Genomic DNA, 18,587 nt, shown 5'->3' on the forward strand with positions numbered 1-18,587 from the left:
GCAGCGCGGTTTTTTTATTATTTTAATGATGATATTATGGGTGTAATCCGTCCACTCGAGCGATGTTGTATTGGATACAAATGTTGCACGAACTACAACAACTGCAGCATTACCAGATGAATCAATCTCAAAATAAATTACCGATAGATCGTGAGTGATCGTATGAACAAACGTATTTTAGAGCTGTTCCAAGAATTTCCGGAAGCTTACGTTTCCGGCGAGGAAATCAGCCGACGACTTAACGTTAGCCGCACTGCGATCTGGAAGCATATCGAAGAGCTTCGATCGGCAGGCTATGAATTTGAAGCAGCCCCGCGCAAAGGGTATCGATTGCTGAGCAAGCCTAATACATGGCAAGTGAACGAACTGTTGAGCGGGCTGAGAACCAAGGTTCTTGGTCAGAAAATCCATGTTTACGGAGAAGTCGAATCTACGCAGACCATTGCACACGCTCTCGTTGCATCAGGAGCTCCTGAGGGCACGCTTGTGCTGGCAGAGGCTCAGACAGCGGGAAGAGGCCGAATGGGGCGTGCGTGGCATTCTCCGGCCGGTAAAGGGATCTGGATGAGTCTCGTGTTAACGCCTCGCATTCCTGTTTTTTTCATGCCTCAATTAACGCTGCTTAGCGCGGTAGCTCTGTGTCGCTCCATCCAGAAGGTTTGCCAGGTAGACATCGGCATTAAATGGCCCAATGATCTTCTGATTAAAGGGAAAAAGGTGAGCGGTATTTTGCTAGAAAGCAGCGGGGAAGATGAAAGGCTCAAATATGTGATTGCAGGGATTGGCATCAGTGTGAATTTGAAGACGGAGGATTATCCCGAAGAACTTCGAAATATTGCGACTTCACTTGCGATTGAATCGGGCGCAGACATCCCAAGAGAAAGTTTGGTACAAGCCTTTCTTTTAGAATTTGAAGAGCTTTATGCGCTTTATTTGGAGAAAGGCTTCGCCCCCATCCGATTGCTTTGGGAGGCACTCAGTGTTACTTTGAAGCGTCCAATCCGTACGCACACTCCATCAGGTGTCGTTGAAGGCATCGCTGATTCATTGGATGATTCAGGTGCTTTAACGGTAATAACACAAGCTGGAGAGAAAATAAAGATCTATTCCGGAGATATTGAACTGAAGTAAAGGTATCAAATGGAAGTAACATTTGGTATAATAACATGACAAGGCGGTATCCTTAAAGGAACTGCACTTGCAGCTTGACGGTTAGATTAGTTACAAAGGAATAGAACTTGAAACAAGATGTTGGATTCTGCTCTGAGCCTTATGGGACCGAGACAGAGGGATCATTGGATTCTTTCTGCATGCGATCCTTTTAGCTCTTAGCTAAAAGGTTTTTTATTTTTTATAGGGAAGTTGGGATATCAATGGAACAACGTAAGCCGCTTACGACAGCAAAGATGAGAAAAATGAAGCAAGATGGCGTTCCCATTACCATGGTAACTGCTTATGATTATCCCTCAGCCCGATTGGCGGAAGAGGCTGGAATTGATGTTATCCTTGTTGGAGATTCGCTGGGGAATGTCGTACTAGGCTACGATTCAACCCTGCCGGTCACACTGGATGATATGGTTTACCAGACACGTGCCGCGGTGCGAGGAGCTTCAAATACGTTCATTGTAGCAGATATGCCTTTCTTAACTTATCATGGAAGCTTGGACACGACATTTCGAGGTGTTGCCCGATTAATGCAGGAAGGCGGAGCAAAGGCAGTTAAGCTGGAAGGCGGAGCTGAGATTGCGGCAACCGTTAAAGCGATCACGGAAGCCGGTGTGCCAGTCGTTGGACATTTGGGTTTAACTCCGCAATCTGTACATCAACTTGGTGGATTTCGTGTACAAGGACGCAGCTCCGAGCAAGCCGAGAAACTGCTCAATGATGCCAAAGCTCTGGAGGAAGCGGGAGCTTTCGCGGTGGTCTTAGAGCTGGTGACTGACGAGTTGGCTGAGTGGATAACGAAGCAGCTGTCGATCCCGACGATTGGCATTGGTTCTGGCATTCACTGCGATGGGCAAGTACTTGTTTATCATGATCTGCTTCAGTATGGTTCTGACAGTGCTGCCAGAAAGTTCGTAAAAGCATACGCGAATATAGGGGAAACTATTCGTGCAGGTATAGGCGAATATGTGAAAGAAGTGAAAGCGCGGGCATTCCCTGCGCCAGAGCATACGTTTCATATGGACAACGATGTTGTTGAATATTTATATGGCGATAAGGAGAAGTGAGAGCCGTGGAAGCGATCCAGACCATGGAAGTGATTCATTCAATTGCTGATTTGCGTTCTCGCATTAAGGACTTCCGACGCAAGAACGACCAATCGGTTGGGTTTGTGCCCACAATGGGCTATCTACACGAAGGCCATGCTAGTCTGCTCCGCAAAGCACGTGCTCAAAGCGGACTTGTCGTGCTAAGTATATTTGTTAATCCGCTCCAGTTCGGTCCAGGTGAGGATTTCGAGCGGTACCCGCGCAATACGGAGCGGGACTTGCAATTAGCCGAAGCGGCGGGGGTTGACCTGGTGTTTATGCCATCTGTGAGCGAAATGTATCCGGCACCTACACATACTACCGTCAGTGTGACAGGTCTTACCTCCAGACTTTGCGGAGCATCGCGCCCTGGACACTTTGATGGGGTCGCGACTGTCGTGAGCAAGCTGTTTCATATTGTGCAGCCGGATCAAGCCTTTTTTGGCCTGAAAGATGCCCAGCAAGTTGCTGTTATCGAACAAATGGTGCAAGATCTCAATCTCGATATCGAGATTGTTCCTTGTCCTATATTGCGTGAAGCAGACGGGCTGGCAATGAGTTCGCGTAACGTGTATCTGTCTGAGGAAGAACGTAAGCAAGCTATCGTTTTGTCTCAATCCTTACAGAAAGCAAAGGCATATGTGGAATCACATGCAGCTTTTACTCCGCAGGAGCTTGAAAGCTTGGTCAGCCAACATCTTGCAACTGCACCTTTAGCCATCATTGACTATGTAGAGGTACTTGCTTATCCGACTTTAGAACCTTTTGAAAATAGCCATCATACCGATTCTATTATTATTGCTTTGGCCGTGAAATTCGGCAAGACGCGTTTGATCGATAATTTAATTTTACAAGTCAGGAAGTGACCTCCATGTTTCGAACCATGATGAAAGCTAAAATCCATCGCGCAACCGTTACGGAAGCGAATTTGAACTATATCGGAAGCATTACGATTGATGAAGATTTGATCGATCTGGTTGGTATGCTGCCGAATGAGAAAGTGCAAATTGTGAACAACAACAATGGCGCTCGTCTCGAAACTTATATTATTCCAGGGCCGCGCGGCACAGGTGTGATTTGTTTAAATGGGGCGGCTGCCCGATTAGTTCAGACCGGAGATACGGTAATTATTATTTCCTATGCGATGATGACAGATGAAGAGGCCAAGAAGCATCAACCAACGGTTGCCATTATGAGTGAAAATAATAAAGTTGCACAGCTTTTGAAGGAAGAAGAGCATTCCACGATCCTTTAAGAGGATGACTTCCATGCATGAAATCGGCTCTGTTTACAAAGAATGAGGATAAGCTTTCGAAGCAAAGGTGGGATGCCAAATGTTTAAGCATTTATTTTCCACAATGAACGAGGTTTTGGAAGAAATCCAAAAAGAATATCCGAATAGTGATGTGGAAAAAAAGGCGGAGCTCGACGAACAATTGCAGGTGTTGAAGACGATGAGCGATGAGTTCATCGAGGCATGGCTGCTTTTTGAGGAGAAGTTGGGAAAGTTTTATGGGGCCGTACCGATGAGTACCCAAACCCTTCATGATGAGCTAATGGATCTAGATGTGTCTGGGAAGCAGACGGATGAGTTCATGCGGGGCCAGGGGTTTTACAAACTTTATATGTACGATCAAGCGATCAAAGAATTCGAAGTGCTGATTCAAAGGCAGCCGGATTTCTTGTTGGCTCGGGTGTATTTAGCGATGGGGCATTTGCGCAAAGGGGAGTTTGGAGAAGCTTATCAACACTTCAAGTTCCTTCTGCCCTTGACCGACAATACCAAGATGAAGGCCATTTCCTACAACGCAATGGGCTGCATACAAGTGCAAAATCAGAATATGGAAAAAGCCTTTGAATATTTTCAAAAAGCGTATCACACTGATCCTTCTTGCATGGAGCCGCTGATCAATTTGGACGAATCCTAATACGGAAGCGGCTAACTGGGTATTCCCTTTTCCTAATAAGATTTGGTATGCTAGGAGAAGTGCAGGACGAAAGGATTGAAGGTACACGTCATGAAATTTGCGGTTTTGGATTTTGAAACGACAGGAAGTCAGCCTGCGGACGAAATTATTCAGGTTGGACTCGTCATTATAGATCAATTTCAAATTACTCACAGGTATACTTCTCTGGTAAAACCAGGGATAAGTATACCTTCTTCGATTACAACGCTTACAGGGATTACGGAAGAAATGGTTGCGGATGCACCTTCACTAGACCAAGTCATGGCAGATATGTTTCCGCTGTTGTTCGATAGTGTACTTGTGGCGCACCATGCGGCTTTTGATCTTTCTTTTTTGCAAAAAGGATTAACGAAAACAGGATACCCGCCCTTCACAGGACGTGTGTTGGATACGATGGATTTACTGCGCATCTTATTTCCCTCTATTTCGAGTCTTCAGCTCAGCATGGTGGCCGGTTTGTTTGGTATTGATCATGAAAGGCCGCACCAAGCGGATAGTGATGCGGAAGTAACGGCGGCCATATGGATTATATGTTTGGAACGCTTGCTGGGGTTGCCACTTCTAACTATTCAGCGCCTGCAGCATATTTTCGAAAACGGCAACAGCGATTTAGGCTGGTTCCTCGATGAAATATGCATCTACAAAGAGTCTATCACTAGTGTGGATATGGATACGAATCGATATTTCCGGCAATTTACGCTGAATGTCACGGATTGGGGCGAAGAGGAAGATACGCGCAAAGACTCCGATGCGGATGATTTAGGTTCTTCTTTTACAGAGTTCCATCAAGGTTTGAAAACGGCCTTACGGGAAAAATTCGAGATCTTTGAAGACCGTGAATCCCAAGAGCAAATGATCCGGGAAGTCGAGAAGTCACTTGAGCAAGATCAGCATTTGATGATCGAAGCGGGAACGGGAACCGGGAAGTCGCTTGGGTATTTGATTCCATCCATTTATTATGGCATCAAGTATGAGAAGAAAGTGATCGTCTCTACGCACACGATTAACTTACAAGAACAGCTTCGTGAGCGGGATATTCCTCTCTTGAAGGAAATTTTCCCTATCCCTTTCAAAGCTGCTGTGCTCAAAGGCAGAAGTCATTACTTATGCTTGCGTAAATTCGAGACAAAGCTAACGACACGTGATTACGAGAATGGGAAGGAAGATCCGATCACGGCCGCACAGATGGTTGTATGGCTAAGTGAGACGGAACATGGGGATGAAGAGGAGCTGCATTTTGGAAATAAGGGTGCACAGTTCTGGTATTCGGTTGCAAGTGACACCGATTCTTGTTTGAATCGCATGTGCCCCTGGTATAAGAAATGCTTCTATCACCGCGCTCGGAATGATGCCAATACGGCCGATGTGATCATCACGAACCATTCCCTCCTTTTCACGGATATGAAGGCTGAGAACCGCCTTCTACCGTCTTACAAGCACCTTGTCATTGATGAGGCACATCACTTCGAAGAAGTGGCTAGTAAGCATCTTGGCATTGAGCTGCATTCTTCCGCATTTTATCATTCGTTGTTATGGTTATATAAAGATAATCGCAGCGGCCAACTGCCGATGCTGCGGTTTCGGCTGCAGAAATCGGATGAGCAGCCGGAACGCGCGGCCGCTTGGAGTCAGACCATTGACGGGCTCTTTCCCAAAATCGTGAAAATCAAAGAGGATTGGGATCGGCTCAGCGAAGCGCTCTATGAGGTGTTATCTTCTAGAAGCGATCCTTCCCAATCGGAAAACTCACAGTACGTGCTGCGGATGAAGCCCGAAACGCTTCCATCCGAGTGGCGAGAGCTTTTGATTATGGAAGACAATATTTATTTGAATGCTAATGATTTACTACGCACGCTGGATAAATTGTTAAATGAAGTGAAGGACATGCAGGAAGTCTTCGGGGTTCAAGGTTTAGTCACCGATTTGAATGGCACGGTAAAGGAACTGTATAATCACCGAGATGCTCTGCACTTTTTTATGAAAATGGCCGATGAAGGTTATGTGTACTGGATGGAAGCGGGTACCTACGCCAAATCGAAGTCGCTGCAGCTTGTATCCGTGCCTACCGATGTAAGTGGGCTGCTGCAGCAGCACTTCTTTGAGACCAAAGACAGTATTATCTTGACCTCCGCGACGTTGTCTGTTAATAAATCTTTTCAATATTCAGCAGATCAATTAGGGTTAGCCATTCCTGAGGATGAAGAATCGGGCAAATTGAAAACCGTTCAATTGCCGTCTCCATTCAATTACAGAGAGCAAGCTCTCGTCGTAATTCCTCGCGACTTCCCAATGATCAAAGGTGCAGGTGATCCTGTTTTTATCAACGCGCTAATTGAGTCGCTTAGTGATGTGGCCCGTATTACCAAAGGACGAATGTTGATTTTGTGTACGTCGAATCGCATGCTTAAGCAAATTTATGCGGGCATGAAGGACCTATTGAAGCCCCATGGGATTACCGTGCTCGGGCAGGGGGTAGACAGCGGCAATCGGAGTAAACTGACCCGGATGTTCCAAGATAACAAAATGTGCGTCCTACTGGGCACCAGCTCGTTCTGGGAGGGTGTCGACATTCCTGGAGATGCACTCAGCTGTCTTGCTATTATCCGTTTGCCGTTTCAACCGCCGAATCACCCTCTAGTTGAAGCTAAGTGTGAAAATATAAAGAAACGCAACGAAAATCCATTTATGAAATTTTCAGTTCCGCAGGCTGTCATTCGATTTAAGCAGGGCTTTGGCCGACTTGTCCGACGTGCATCCGATAAAGGCATCGTTATTATCTATGATACTCGAGTGATTGATACGTATTATGGCAAGCACTTCCTTTATTCATTGCCTGGTCCGAAGATTGAGCATATGACGACTGAGCAAATGTTACCTAGGATTGAAGAGTGGATGGGGGGGGCGTAAAGTTGAAAACACAAAAAATATCGGAAGCAGTCGTCAGGAGGCTGCCCATTTATTTACGCTTTCTAAATGAACTTGCAATGAAAAATGTATCGACGGTATCCTCGCAGGATTTGGGTCAAAAGCTCGATCTGAATCCGGCTCAGATTCGCAAGGATTTGGCTTATTTCGGAGAATTCGGGAAAAAGGGAATCGGCTACGACATTGCTTATTTGATTGAAAAAATTAGACAGATCCTGAAGTTGGATCGCCATATTCAAGTTGCTCTTGTTGGAGCGGGTAATCTAGGCCGCGCTTTGTGCAATTATAATACTTACTTACGCAATGATATGAAAATTGTCGCTGTATTCGATGCTATGCCAAGCAAGGCCGGGGAATCGATCAACAACCTAATCGTTCAACCGATGCATGAGATGAAGAAGGTTTTATCTGAATTAGGTGTCCGGATCGGCATCATTACGGTCCCAGCGAACGAAGCTCAAAATGTAGCCAATCAATTCGTTGACTGCGGAATCGAAGCGATATTGAATTTTGCTCCGGTCATTATAAAGGTTCCTCCCGAAGTGCGTGTGCACCATGCGGATTTTACAACCGAATTGCAAAGCTTAGCTTATTATTTGGATTAGAAAAAGGCACGACCCGATTAGCTTGGGTCGTGCCTTTATTTTTAGAAAATGAGTCTGAACAAAACGAAGTAGATCGAGAATGCGAGAGCGATGCTAATCGGAATCGTAATAACCCAAGTGATCAACATGCGTCCAACCGTGCCCCATTGAACTTCATGGAAGCGCATGACACTGCCTGTCCCGATAATCGCGGAGGAAATAACATGCGTCGTTGATAATGGTTTACCTAAGTAAGTAGAGAATTGAATAACGAGTGATGACGTTAAGTCCGAAGCAAAGCCATTGATGGGCTCGATTTTAACAATTTTGCCGGAAACGGTTTTAATAATTCGCCATCCACCGATGGATGTTCCAAGCCCCATGGCTAAAGCGGCAGCAATTTTCACCCAGAGTGGTACTTCCAAGTCTGTTTGAACACCAGCTGCGACTAAACCAAATACGATGATACCCATTGCTTTTTGTGCATCGTTACCGCCATGAGAGTAAGAAAGCAATCCCGCGGATAAAATTTGCAAGGTACGAAATACGCGATTTAGCTTCGATCTAGATGTGTTCCCAGACCATAAAACGATGTACTTGATCAAGATCATAATTAGGTAACCTAAGGCGAAAGCAATAATCGGCGATAGAATCAAAATGATAATAATCTGCGTAAAACCACTCCAATTCACGGCATGAACTCCGGCGCCAGCGATAACTGCTCCGGCTAGAGAACCAAGAAGTGTATGCGAAGAGGATGAAGGAATGGCCAGATACCATGTCAATAAGTTCCAAATGATGGCGGCAAGTAAGGCAGCGATGACGATTTCAACGCCATGTTCAATTTTGGCTGGGTTGGCAATGCTTCCTCCAACGGTTTTGGCAACCTTTGAGGAAACCATAGCTCCGACAAAATTGAGTGTTGCGGCCATGGCGATGGCTACACGCGGACTTAATGCTCGTGTGGAAATGGAAGTTGCAATTGCATTAGCCGTATCGTGAAATCCATTAATGAAATCAAAAAGCAAGGCAAGCACTACGATAACGATTAAATAAGTTAACATGATTTCCTCCTAAGAGTTTTCCATTGGAAAACTTTCTTCGTACCACATAGGACACGAATGTGTCTTATGAATAACGAAGTACAACGCTATCAAGGATATTGGCTACATCTTCACAAGCATCTGTTGTTTCTTCCAAACGCTCATAGATTTCTTTTAGTTTAAAATCTTCATACGGGTCTTTGCGTGTGATGAAAATTTGTCGAATCCCTTCGCGCATCAAACGGTCTCCGTCATTCTCGAGGGAATTAATAGCAACCGTATGCTCAGGAATTTGCATGTATTTTTTCTTCGCCAGAAGCTTGAACGCATCCAGCATATGCTGGCAAGAGTCTACAATGACAGCCGAAAACTCTTTCATATAAGAATCTGTATGTGATACAGCAAGATAGTCGAAACGAGCGATTGTAGCTTCTATACCGTCTGTTACATCATCCACTTTGGAGGCTAGAACCATAATATCTTCACGATCAATTGGTGTTATAAAAACTTTGTTTAAACCTTTAAAAATTTCGTGAGTAATGGTATCGCCTGCGTGCTCTAAATCGTTAATCGCTTTAACATACTCAATAGGCGGTTTATCCCCCATCATGGCTGTGCGAAATAGTTGAGCAGTTTGCAAGGCGTTTTCTGCAGCTCGGATGAGAAGTTGCAAGAAATCGACTTCGTTCTTTTTTGTGAATAACGTTGTCATATAATCCTCCTATATTTTGCTATATGCACTAGATTTTGATCGAATATATAAGATAAACAGACCAAATGGTAGAAAAAACTCACGAAGTTAAAAATATCATAACAATTGTATGGAAAGCAACGAAAATTCCGTGAAATTTTACAATTTCTTAACATAGTGAAGCTTCCTTGATTTTACAAGCCCGAAGAGGTAAAGTTTATAAGGCAGTGTTTGTTAATAGAATGAGCATAGAGAGGGATTTTTAGTATGAAAAAAACATTAATTATGAACGGTATTTTTATCTTAAATCATGCAGAAAAATCGTCTATCAAGGGCTGTATGGTAATAGAAGGCAGCCAGATTACATACATCGGTGAGGAAATACCTGAACCTCGAGAAAATTATGACGAAGTCATTGACGGTAAGAACAAGCTTTATATGCCTGGTCTTGTGAATACGCATGGACATGCAGCGATGTCGCTTTTACGCGGATATGGCGACGATCTAGCACTTCAAATTTGGTTAGAAGAGAAAATGTGGCCGATGGAAGCCAAATTCAGTTCCCAAGATGTGAAATGGGGGACGCTGTTATCCATTTTAGAAATGATTAAAGGCGGTACGACAACTTTTGTAGATATGTATGACCATATGAACGAAGTGGCTAAGGCCGTTGAAGAGTCAGGTATGCGCGGTGTTCTGACCCGAGGTATTATTGGTCTTTGTCCACCGGAAGTTCAAGATGCTAAACTGAAAGAAGCTACCGAGTTTGCAAGAAATTGGCATGGCGGTGCGAATGGAAGAATCACGACCATGATGTCTCCACATGCACCATATACATGTCCTCCGGACTTTATTGAGCGAATTGTTCAAGTGGCCCATGATTTAAATCTGCCAATCCATACTCACATGTCGGAGACCCTTCGTGAAGTTCAAGGAAATGTGGATCAATACGGTTTGAGACCCGTCGCACATCTAGAAAAGCATGGAGTGTTCAGCAGACCAACGCTCATCGCGCATGGTGTTCATCTCACAGATGAAGAAATCAGTGTCCTTAAGCAATATGATGTTCGTATTTCCCACAACCCAGGAAGCAATCTGAAGCTTGCTAGCGGTGTTGCCCGAGTTCCTGAACTTCTTCGTGCAGGCGTGAAGGTCTCGCTTGGCACAGATGGAGCGGCTTCCAATAACAACTTGGATATGTTCGAAGAAATGAGACTCGCCGCGCTGATTCACAAAGGTGTTTCTGGCGATCCTTTAGCTGTGCCTGCTGCAGAAGCGCTTCTTATGGGGACAAAAATGGGCGCAGAATCCATATGGCTAGAACATGTAGGCTTACTGCAGGCAGGCATGAAGGCAGATTTCATCGCACTGGATATCGATCAACCTCATTTCCTTCCGAAGACGGATTTTGTGTCCCATATTGTTTACTCTGCCTGTGCCAAAGATGTTGTTGATGTGTGTGTAGACGGTAATTGGATTGTCCGCAAGGGAGAATGTCTAACACTTGATGAAGAAAAAATTAAGCGTGAGTTTGAACTATGCTTTGATAAGCTCATTGGCTAAGTGATTTCCTTGTAAGTTCGTCTGGGGAGGTGAGCGGCATTCATGAATGCGAAGCGAACAAGGATCATAACATTCGGTGTATTTATTATTTTGACACTTGGTGTCGTGCTTAGCCGCTTTTATTTAAATGTTCAGAATGAGCACTGGGACGATAAGCGCAAAGCGGTAGAAATAGCCTACGAGAAAAGTATTATGACGAAAGCAACCAAAGTGGACTTCTTTTATGGTGATGAACCTGTCCAAATCGTTTATGGCGAAGACAAGCTAGGTCAAGGCGTCATCGTTTGGGTTTCAGACAAAGGTATTCATACGGAGATGACAGCTGAAGCGTTCACCGAAACGCAGGTACGGGAAACCGTCCTAAAAAAAGCGCCAGAGATAGAAATAGAACGCGTGCTGCCAGGTAAGCTTGGTAACGATTATGTCTGGGAAGTCTTCTATAAAAAGAAAGAAAACAGCGGTACACGTTATTTCTATGATTATTACAAATTCAAAGATGGACTCTATATGGATACGTACAGACTCAGCCTGCATTAGGCTGGGTTTTGTTGTTTCCACTCATTTCATAGAGCTAATGCATGCATCGCGTGATATACTCATCGTATAGCAATTGAGGCAACAAAATACGTATAGAAAGGGGGACGTTGACTGATGAAGCTGCGTCTCTTACCTGTCGTCATGAGTGTTATTATCTCTGCTGGAGTTTTATTCGGTGGTTGGTTCGCTTATACAAGCTTAGCTATGGAAAATCCATTATCTGATATCATTAGCAAGGTTCCCGGTGTAACGAGCTCAACGATGAAACTTGACAATAACCAAGTTGACATACAAGTTAGTCTAAACCCAGACGCCAATTTACGAAATGTGGTGGATCGTATTCATAAAGATGGTGCATCCATTATCGGAAAGCGTACTGTGAATATTGATGTGAAAAGCAACCCGTCCGAAAAATTAGACCAGTGGTGGTCTAAAGCATTATTTGAGGTAGCACAAGCAATGGAAACAAAGCATTATGCAGATATTCCAACAACCTTGCAGAAATATGCTGAGGGTGTTCCAACCATGAAAGTAGATAGTGAAATGGACCAAACTTATGTATATATTCGCCTGACAGATGGTGATGCCACTAAATTCATCATGCTACCTAGAACTTCACAGATAGGAGTGTGGCCGAATGAGTAAAATTTATAAAGAAATTGGGATTGGATTTATACCAGTTCTCCTAATCTTTTTGGCCTTTCTAGGTGTGAATGTGATACCTATCTTGTTTGTTGGCGTATTGGGTGTATCCTTGTTTTATATGATAAGAGGCCGCGGCGGTGCTGGTATATCTGCAGGTGGCGGTGATCGTAAAAGCAAGAATCGCACGCCTTCGTACTTGACGTTTGATGAGATTGGCGGACAAGATCGCGCTAAGAAAGAATTGATGGAAGCTCTTGATTTTCTAATCAAGCATGAAGAAATTAAGAAATTAGGTATTCGTCCACTTAAAGGGATTCTGCTTACTGGACCTCCTGGAACAGGGAAAACGTTAATGGCCAAAGCAGCCGCGCATTATACGAATTCTGTTTATATGGCCGCTTCAGGCAGTGAATTTGTGGAAATGTATGTTGGTGTCGGTGCAAGTCGTGTGCGTGACCTATTTAAGGAAGCAAGAACCCGTGCTGTTAAAGAAGGCAAAGACAATGCGATTATTTTCATTGATGAGATTGATGTAATCGGCGGTAAACGGGATGGCGGTCAACATCGGGAGTACGATCAGACGCTGAACCAGCTATTGACTGAAATGGATGGTATTCATACGAATGATGCTCCACGTATTTTGATTATTGCAGCAACGAACCGCAAGGAGATTCTCGACAGTGCTTTATTGCGTCCTGGCCGTTTCGACCGTCATATTGAAGTGGACTTACCAGATAAGAAAGGACGTCTGTCCATTCTCGATATTCATGTCAAAAATAAACCGCTGGCTCAAGGCGTTTCTCTGGATACGATCGCTGATCAAACCTTTGGTTTCTCTGGCGCACAGCTAGAAGGCGTTCTGAACGAAGCAGCAATCTATGCCATGAGAGAAGATAAACTGGCTATTGAACAGCACCATCTAGCTTCTGCGATTGATAAAGTGATGATGGGGGAAAGAACGGATAAAGAAACGGCGCAAGAGGAAAAAGAGCGCGTTGCTTATCACGAATTGGGGCATGCTATTATCGCTGAAATTGTGCGCCCTGGCTCTGTTTCACAGGTAACCGTTAGTCCTCGGGGGAAAGCGCTAGGATATGTGCGTCATAATCCTCCGAAAGATCATTATTTGTACACCAAGGATTATATTGAGCAGCAAATCATGATTGCTCTCGGTGGTGCCGCGGCTGAAGAAATCTTCTATGGCGGACGCAGTACTGGTTCGCGTAACGATTTCGAGCAGTCACTTTCCATGGTTCGAAATATGATGGATTCAGGACTTACTTCCCTCGGTATCATTGATCGTGAGATGGTGACGAAGGATCAGCTTATGAAAGAGAATACGATTATCCTTGATGCGCTCATGATTCGCACGAAGGAGCTTTTAGAGCAGCAGCGTAGTGTTTTCGAACATTCCTTTGCGATTTTGATGAAAGAAGAAGTTCTTTCTGGTGACACGTTCCGTAATTTATTCGATGCTTCTGTGTCGAAGAGTGCATAAGATAACCGTTGGCCTTGTGGCCAGCGGTTTTTTTGTGTAGCTTTTTCCTCCTCAGTTCCGGTCCATCAATCGGCTTAATTGCTGTAAAGTTGTAGAAACTGCAACAATGAAGTTGATTTCTTCTCACTTAGAGGTTGATAGATGATTGAATTCATATTAGCTGTTGAATGAAATTGTAGAAAGTGCAACAATTTATGCCTAAATCTCGCCTCTCTCCCTTCATTGTTGCATCATGTACAACAATTTAGCCCAATATAGACCAATTCGCATCGAATGAGGCTTCTCAGAGTCGATCGGAAAAAGAAGGAGAGGATATGCCAATTATATTATTCCCAGTAACTATCTGTGGATAAGTCGGGGGTTGCTTTGATATTTGATGCACTACACCTATGTTACAAGTGTTTAAGAGGATAAATGTTTTATTATTTAGATAATCTTCTCCTCTCCAATCCAGCAGGAATTGTGTCAAAGCTGAGATAATCCAGCGAATGTTTTGTGTATACTAATGAAATTGAGGAACAAAAATTGTATGATAGGATTGGGTTTCCGAGATGAGGTTGGATTGAGAATTTGAACGATAAAGAATATGGATAATTTAGAAGTTGGTAAGACGCAGCGTGGGAGAAGGTGTAAAATGGCATGGTATTCAAAACAATAGGTGTAATCGGTGGGGGAACGATGGGACAGGGGATTGCAGAAATGCTCGCTGCCCGAAGTTTGGACGTAGTACTCATTGAGAAAACTTCAGATAAGCTAGATCGAGCCATAGAACAGATTACGGTTAGCTTAGACAAGCAAATAGAACGGTGGTCATTGACAGAAGCGGAGAAAAAACTGATTTTAGCCAAAATCAAAAAAGCCGATTCCCTGCAAGATATGGCCGCTTGCGATATGGTTATAGAAACGATTTCAGAGGATTTGAACGCGAAGAAGCATGTGTTTTTCCAACTGAATCAAATATGTTCGCCAGCCATTATTCTAGCAACGAATACATCCACGCTTAGCGTGACGGAGATTGCGGCGGTCACCACGAATCCCGAACGCGTGATTGGACTTCACTTTTTGCATCCTGTGGCGAAAATTAACCTCGTCGAAATTATTCGAGCGATGAAAACGTCAGACGAGACCTTTAATCAAACACGTCGTTTCGTGGACGAGCTCATTTTAAAGAAAAGTATTAAGGTCACGGAGTCGCCTGGCTTCATTACAACGAGGCTTATTTGTACATTGATTAATGAGGCGCTGCACACACTGTCCGAAGGAGTGGCATCCGCTGAGGATATCGATACCGCGATGCGGATCGGTTATGATTTCAAATATGGTCCACTGGAAATGTGTGACCGATTCGGATTAGATTCGGTGCATGCAGCCCTTGAAGGCATGTTCCGCGATTATGGAGACATGAAGTACCGTCCGTCCTTCCTACTGAAACAAATGGTTCGAGCGGGACATCTGGGAGTCAAGACGGGAGAAGGCTTTTTCCGTTATGACAAGGATGGTGATCGTTTGTGAATATTCTCGTTATCAATGCAGGAAGCTCTTCGCTTAAATACCAGCTCTTCCAAATGGAAGAGGGAAATATTCTCGCCAAAGGTAGGGTGGAGCGAATCGGGATGGAAACGGCGATATTGACCCATGAACCGACGGGGAAAGCCGAAGTTCATGAGGTAAGAGAGATTCTCGAGCATACGACAGCCATTCGCAAGGTGCTTGAGCTGCTGGTGCACCCCGAACACGGCGTGCTCGCGTCTATGTCGGAAATCGACGCCGTCGGCCACCGAGTCGTTCACGGCGGCGAATCCTTCAAGAGCTCCGTCCTCGTGAATGACGAGGTGAAGAAGGAGATCAAGCGGCTCTTCGATTTGGCGCCGCTCCACAACCCGGCGCATATGCTCGGAATCTCAGCGGTGGAGGCGAACATGCCCGGCGTGCCGCAGGCCGTCGTCTTCGACACCGCCTTCCATCAGTCGATGCCGGCGCACGCCTACCTCTATCCGGTACCGATGGCACTGTACCGGAAGCACAAGGTGCGCCGTTACGGGTTCCACGGCACCTCGCACAATTACGTGAGCGAGCGTGCCGCAGCCTTCCTAGGCCGCCCGCTGGAGCAGCTGAAGCTCGTTACCTGTCACATTGGTAACGGAGCTTCCTGCGCCGCCATAATGGGCGGCAAGTCCGTGGATACGAGCATGGGGATGACCCCGCTCGAAGGACTGATGATGGGCACGCGCAGCGGCGATCTCGATCCGGCCATCGTTCCTTATGCGATGGGCAAGGAGGATTTGACGCTGGGCGAGATCAGCTCCATGCTGAACAAGCACAGCGGGCTGCAGGCGATCTCGGGGATCTCGAGCGATATGCGCGAGATCGTGGAAGCATTGGAGGCGGGCGATAAGAACGCCGCACTTGCTTTTGAAATGTATGAATATCGGCTCCGCAAATACATTGGTGCTTACGCCGCGGCGATGAATGGCGTCGATGCGATTGTTTTTACAGCCGGCGTCGGAGAAAATTCCGAGCTGCTTCGTCAAACGGTTTGCGAACGCCTGACATTTCTCGGTGTGGAATTCGATGAAGAGGCGAATCGCACTGGGAGAGGTCTGGAGCGACGGATTTCGAAGCAAGGCTCCAAAGTGGAAGTGCTTGTGATCCCAACGAATGAGGAGTGGGTGATCGCTCGAGATACATATGGGCTCATTCAGTCACAAAACGTCTGATTGGAATTGTCCAAGATAGATTTTTCTCATGGAAATAGAAATAGTGTACAATAAAGAAGTGTTCAGTTAGATTTTTCACGAAAACTTTAAGGAGGTTCAAAAGCAGAATGAAAAGTACGATAAGCGAAGTTAAACATCATGTCGGCGAGTCGGTTACCATTGGCTGTTGGCTAAACAAGAAACGTTCAAGTGGTAAAATTCAGTTTTTACAACTAAGAGACGGTTCCGGATATATACAAGGTGTCGTGGTCAAAAGTGATGTAGGAGAAGACGTCTGGGAAGCCGCTTCTAAGCTAACGCAGGAAAGCTCACTTTACATAACAGGAAAAGTGAAAGAGGATACGAGGAGTAAAGGCGGCTATGAGCTTGATGTCCTAGGCATTGAAATCATCCAAGTGACAGAAGAATATCCGATAACTCCGAAGGAGCATGGCGTTGATTTCTTGATGGATAACCGACACTTGTGGATTCGGAGTCCACGTCAGCGTGCCGTGCTCGTGATTCGCGCTCAAATCATTCAAGCCGTCCAACAATTTTTCAATGAGCGTGGCTTCCATTTGGTGGATCCACCGATTCTAACCCCTTCCTCATGCGAAGGAACAACGAATTTATTTCACACCAAATATTTTGATGAGGATGCCTTCCTTACTCAAAGCGGACAGCTCTACATGGAAGCAGCCGCAATGGCACTTGGCCGTGTATACTCTTTCGGTCCAACATTCCGAGCAGAGAAGTCCAAAACACGCAGACATCTTATCGAGTTTTGGATGATTGAACCTGAAATGGCTTTTGTTGATCATGTCGAGAACCTGGAAGTACAGGAGCAATTCGTTTCTTATATTGTTCAAAACGTGCTCAAAAATTGTGGACCAGAGCTGGAAACCTTAGAAAGAGACACAACGAAGCTGGAGAAAATTCAAGGCAGCTTCCCGCGGATTACGTATGATGAGGCTGTGGATTATCTACAAAAGAACGGTCATGAATTCCAATGGGGCGAGGACTTCGGCGCTCCGCATGAAACAGCGATTGCTGCTCAATATGAAACACCGGTGTTCATTACACATTGGCCGACAGAAATTAAAGCGTTCTATATGAAGCCTGATCCTAGCCGTCCTGAGGTCGTACTATGTGCCGATATGATTGCCCCTGAGGGGTACGGAGAAATCATTGGAGGCAGTCAGAGGATTGATGATCCCGAGCTAATGGAGCAGCGTTTCCAGGAGCATGAGCTGTCGAAAGAAGCTTATCAATGGTACCTTGATCTTCGGAAATATGGCACCGTGCCGCATTCCGGCTTCGGGCTTGGACTTGAACGTACGGTTGCTTGGATTTGTGGTCTGGATCACGTGCGCGAAACGATTCCATTTCCTCGTCTCTTATACCGTTTGTACCCGTAAACGGGTTTATCGACCATGGGTAGAAAGGGGATCGGATGAGTATACAATTTAGTACACAGCAGCAGATAGAAGCTGTCCTTGTGGCCGGCTTTCTGGAAGGGAATGTTGGAGTCCCAAGTCTTCTTCTTAAAAATTACCGCGCCCTTCAGTTGAGCGAAATTGAAGTCATGACACTGATTCATTTGATATCATTTCTGGAAAAGGAAAAGAACGACTTTCCAACCACGGATGAGATTCAATTCCGGATGTCAGCTTCGCCAGATCTGGTCATTGCCAGCCTGCAGAAATTGATTCATGAGCAGTTCATCGCGATCGATGAGGATACAGCAGAACTAACGGGGATACGCAGTGAGCGATACAATCTTACGCCGTTATACCAAAAGTTAGCCAAACGGGTGGCCGAGCAGCAGATGGCAGAGTTAAGTACGATCCGTGCATCTACTCCGTCTGACGAGAATGCCAAGAATATTTATACAACATTCGAAAAAGAATTTGCACGTCCGTTAACGCCTATGGAGCTGGAAACAATCAGCGGTTGGCTGGATAAGGATATGTACAAAGAAGAGCTCATTATGACCGCTCTCAAAGAAGCCGTATTTGCAGGTAAAGTACACTTCCGTTACATTGACCGGATATTACTGGAATGGAGCCGCAATCGAGTAGCGACTGTGGACCAAGCAAAGGAATATTCGCAACGATTTCGACAATCTAGATAAGTAAAAAACGTCTTCATCTTCTCACAGTTCTCAACTGGAGAAAATGGGACGT

General features: G+C 45.2%; 17 protein-coding genes. 15 read left to right on the plus strand and 2 right to left on the minus strand.

The window, feature by feature from the left end; translation table 11 throughout:
- Window positions 1-162 precede the first annotated feature (162 nt).
- The 7 genes from G519_RS0100790 to G519_RS0100820 all read left to right on the plus strand — a co-directional run bounded on the left by G519_RS0100790 (window position 163) and on the right by G519_RS0100820 (window position 7,749).
- The gene (locus G519_RS0100790; RefSeq protein WP_029193048.1) at window positions 163-1,131 is read left to right on the plus strand and encodes a biotin--[acetyl-CoA-carboxylase] ligase; all 969 of its coding nucleotides are present in this window, start codon (window positions 163-165) and stop codon (window positions 1,129-1,131) included.
- A 242-nt stretch (window positions 1,132-1,373) separates the two neighbouring features.
- On the plus strand, window positions 1,374-2,231 hold the full coding sequence (gene panB / locus G519_RS0100795) for a 3-methyl-2-oxobutanoate hydroxymethyltransferase (RefSeq protein ID WP_029193049.1): 858 nt from the start codon (window positions 1,374-1,376) through the stop codon (window positions 2,229-2,231).
- Between the two features lie 23 nt (window positions 2,232-2,254).
- Window positions 2,255-3,118, plus strand: coding sequence for a pantoate--beta-alanine ligase (panC, locus tag G519_RS0100800; protein WP_029193050.1), 864 nt, complete (start codon window positions 2,255-2,257; stop codon window positions 3,116-3,118).
- 5 nt (window positions 3,119-3,123) lie between these two features.
- Window positions 3,124-3,507 carry an aspartate 1-decarboxylase gene (gene panD, locus G519_RS0100805; protein WP_029193051.1) on the plus strand — a complete coding sequence of 128 codons (384 nt, stop codon included), beginning with the start codon at window positions 3,124-3,126 and terminating at the stop codon, window positions 3,505-3,507.
- Window positions 3,508-3,586: 79 nt separating this feature from the next.
- Window positions 3,587-4,180 carry a tetratricopeptide repeat protein gene (locus G519_RS0100810; protein ID WP_029193052.1) on the plus strand — a complete coding sequence of 198 codons (594 nt, stop codon included), beginning with the start codon at window positions 3,587-3,589 and terminating at the stop codon, window positions 4,178-4,180.
- A gap of 90 nt (window positions 4,181-4,270) precedes the next feature.
- Window positions 4,271-7,126: an ATP-dependent DNA helicase DinG gene (gene dinG, locus G519_RS0100815; RefSeq protein ID WP_029193053.1), complete on the plus strand. Its 2,856-nt coding sequence runs from the start codon at window positions 4,271-4,273 to the stop codon at window positions 7,124-7,126.
- Window positions 7,127-7,128: 2 nt separating this feature from the next.
- Complete coding sequence (locus G519_RS0100820; RefSeq protein WP_029193054.1) at window positions 7,129-7,749, plus strand: redox-sensing transcriptional repressor Rex; 621 nt, start codon at window positions 7,129-7,131, stop codon at window positions 7,747-7,749.
- A gap of 41 nt (window positions 7,750-7,790) precedes the next feature.
- Here the strand turns inward: G519_RS0100820 and G519_RS0100825 are convergent, their stop codons facing one another.
- On the minus strand, window positions 7,791-8,792 hold the full coding sequence (locus tag G519_RS0100825) for an inorganic phosphate transporter (protein ID WP_029193055.1): 1,002 nt from the start codon (window positions 8,790-8,792) through the stop codon (window positions 7,791-7,793).
- Window positions 8,793-8,856: 64 nt separating this feature from the next.
- The gene (locus G519_RS0100830) at window positions 8,857-9,483 is read right to left on the minus strand and encodes a DUF47 domain-containing protein (RefSeq protein ID WP_029193056.1); all 627 of its coding nucleotides are present in this window, start codon (window positions 9,481-9,483) and stop codon (window positions 8,857-8,859) included.
- A gap of 246 nt (window positions 9,484-9,729) precedes the next feature.
- On the opposite strand from G519_RS0100830, the gene G519_RS0100835 reads away from it, so the two are divergent.
- The 8 genes from G519_RS0100835 (at window position 9,730) to G519_RS0100870 (ending at window position 18,535) form a co-directional block, all read left to right on the plus strand.
- Window positions 9,730-11,025: an amidohydrolase gene (locus tag G519_RS0100835; RefSeq protein ID WP_029193057.1), complete on the plus strand. Its 1,296-nt coding sequence runs from the start codon at window positions 9,730-9,732 to the stop codon at window positions 11,023-11,025.
- A gap of 42 nt (window positions 11,026-11,067) precedes the next feature.
- Entirely contained in the window at window positions 11,068-11,562 is a 495-nt protein-coding gene (locus G519_RS0100840) for a cell wall elongation regulator TseB-like domain-containing protein (protein WP_036631724.1), read from the plus strand.
- A gap of 114 nt (window positions 11,563-11,676) precedes the next feature.
- Window positions 11,677-12,207: a hypothetical protein gene (locus G519_RS0100845; protein WP_029193059.1), complete on the plus strand. Its 531-nt coding sequence runs from the start codon at window positions 11,677-11,679 to the stop codon at window positions 12,205-12,207.
- Window positions 12,200-13,705: an AAA family ATPase gene (locus tag G519_RS0100850; RefSeq protein ID WP_029193060.1), complete on the plus strand. Its 1,506-nt coding sequence runs from the start codon at window positions 12,200-12,202 to the stop codon at window positions 13,703-13,705. The genes G519_RS0100845 and G519_RS0100850 overlap by 8 nt, the downstream gene beginning before the upstream one ends.
- A gap of 639 nt (window positions 13,706-14,344) precedes the next feature.
- Complete coding sequence (locus tag G519_RS0100855) at window positions 14,345-15,217, plus strand: 3-hydroxyacyl-CoA dehydrogenase family protein (protein ID WP_029193061.1); 873 nt, start codon at window positions 14,345-14,347, stop codon at window positions 15,215-15,217.
- Window positions 15,214-16,422: an acetate/propionate family kinase gene (locus G519_RS0100860; protein ID WP_029193062.1), complete on the plus strand. Its 1,209-nt coding sequence runs from the start codon at window positions 15,214-15,216 to the stop codon at window positions 16,420-16,422. The genes G519_RS0100855 and G519_RS0100860 overlap by 4 nt, the downstream gene beginning before the upstream one ends.
- 107 nt (window positions 16,423-16,529) lie before the next feature.
- Window positions 16,530-17,819: an asparagine--tRNA ligase gene (gene asnS, locus G519_RS0100865; RefSeq protein WP_029193063.1), complete on the plus strand. Its 1,290-nt coding sequence runs from the start codon at window positions 16,530-16,532 to the stop codon at window positions 17,817-17,819.
- A 35-nt stretch (window positions 17,820-17,854) separates the two neighbouring features.
- Window positions 17,855-18,535, plus strand: coding sequence for a DnaD domain-containing protein (locus G519_RS0100870; RefSeq protein ID WP_029193064.1), 681 nt, complete (start codon window positions 17,855-17,857; stop codon window positions 18,533-18,535).
- Window positions 18,536-18,587: the final 52 nt, after the last annotated feature.

The sequence above is a fragment of the Paenibacillus alginolyticus DSM 5050 = NBRC 15375 genome (assembly GCF_000422905.1).
GTDB classification, from domain to species: domain Bacteria; phylum Bacillota; class Bacilli; order Paenibacillales; family NBRC-103111; genus Paenibacillus_E; species Paenibacillus_E alginolyticus.